The organism is Marivita sp. S2033 (assembly GCF_046592965.1).
In the GTDB taxonomy this organism is placed as follows: Bacteria; Pseudomonadota; Alphaproteobacteria; order Rhodobacterales; family Rhodobacteraceae; genus Marivita.
Map to the genome: position 1 here is coordinate 1 of NZ_JBISBV010000046.1, position 1,224 is coordinate 1,224.

Annotated in this window: 1 protein-coding gene; it reads left to right on the top strand. The window is 73.6% G+C overall.

Features of this window, described 5'->3' with window-relative positions:
- The coding region (locus tag ACGKZZ_RS17240) for a hypothetical protein (RefSeq protein WP_411224750.1) at positions 1-1,224 on the top strand (1,224 nt) is incomplete at both ends.

Sequence of the window (1,224 nt, forward strand, 5' to 3'; positions counted from 1 at the left end):
GGCCGACATGTTGCGCGCCATCGCCCACGATCCCGCCGACATCGCCCGGCGCGGGGCGGCGGGCGCGCGCTACATGGGGCCGCGCACCGCCACCGCCTATGCCGACAAGCTCGCCACGTTCCTGTGCGCCGGCCAGACCCGGATGGCGCGGCGCGCAGATGCGATCCGCCAGCGCGGCACCGCGCCCGACCCCCAGGACCGCGACTGGCACGCCACTTATGTCCAGGTGCGCGGCCTGATGTCGGGCATCCTTGACGGGCGCGGCCTGCTGCCGCCCGATCTCTGGGCCTATCCGGACGCGGATGTGGGGCGATATGTGGCTCTGAACCTGCTCAATTCGCCGGTTCGCGACCCTGCGACGCTGGGCTGCGCGCTGCAACAGGGCGGCCCGCTTGCAGCGACCGCGCGGCTTGGCCTGCTGCGCCAGTTGCTGGCCCGCGCCCGAAACCGGCCGGCGGATGTGCTGCACCCGATCTCGGACCTGGCGCTGCCGGTCACCGATGCCGCGCTCTGGATGGTGATCCTGTGCCTGCCGTCCCGCCTCGCCCTGCTGATGGCGCTGCACGCGCTGGGGCAACGCACCGGCGAGGCCGCCCAGACGCGGCTCTGCGAACTGGCGGCGCGCAATGGCGTCGGCCCGACCCTGCTGACCTATCTCGACGGGCGCGGCGATCCGCTGATGGAGCATCCCGACATGGCGGCGATCCGCCGGCTGCTGCACGACTCAGAGGGCGCAGCACTGGCCCCGCTGCCCCCGCTCGCGCCAGGGGCCGATCTGGTGCAGCTGGCCCGCACGCCCAGCCCGCAGGCGCTGCGCCTCACCGGGTTTCACCCGCCCGAACCTTCCGGCATCTGGACCGCTCAGCCCCATGCGACGATCCACGCCCTGCCCGACCCCTCCAGCCCGGTGACCGGCCTGTGCGGCACCGCCGCCCTGCTCGATGCGGCGCTCGAGACGCAGGATCACACCGTCACCGTCGAAGCGATCGAGGAAACCACCGGCCGGCGCGCGGCGTGGACAGACACCCGCCCGAAGGGCAGCGCACCCGAACTGGACTTCGCCCTGCCGCTGCCCGGCTTCACCGGCCCGCTGCGTCTCGAACTGAGCCTGCCCGCCTGCCACACGCCACGGGCGCTCGGTGCCTCTGCCGATCCGCGCGCCCTTGGCCTGCTGCTGCGCAGCCTGCGCTTTGACACTGCCCTGCCGACCCTCGCCGCGGCGGA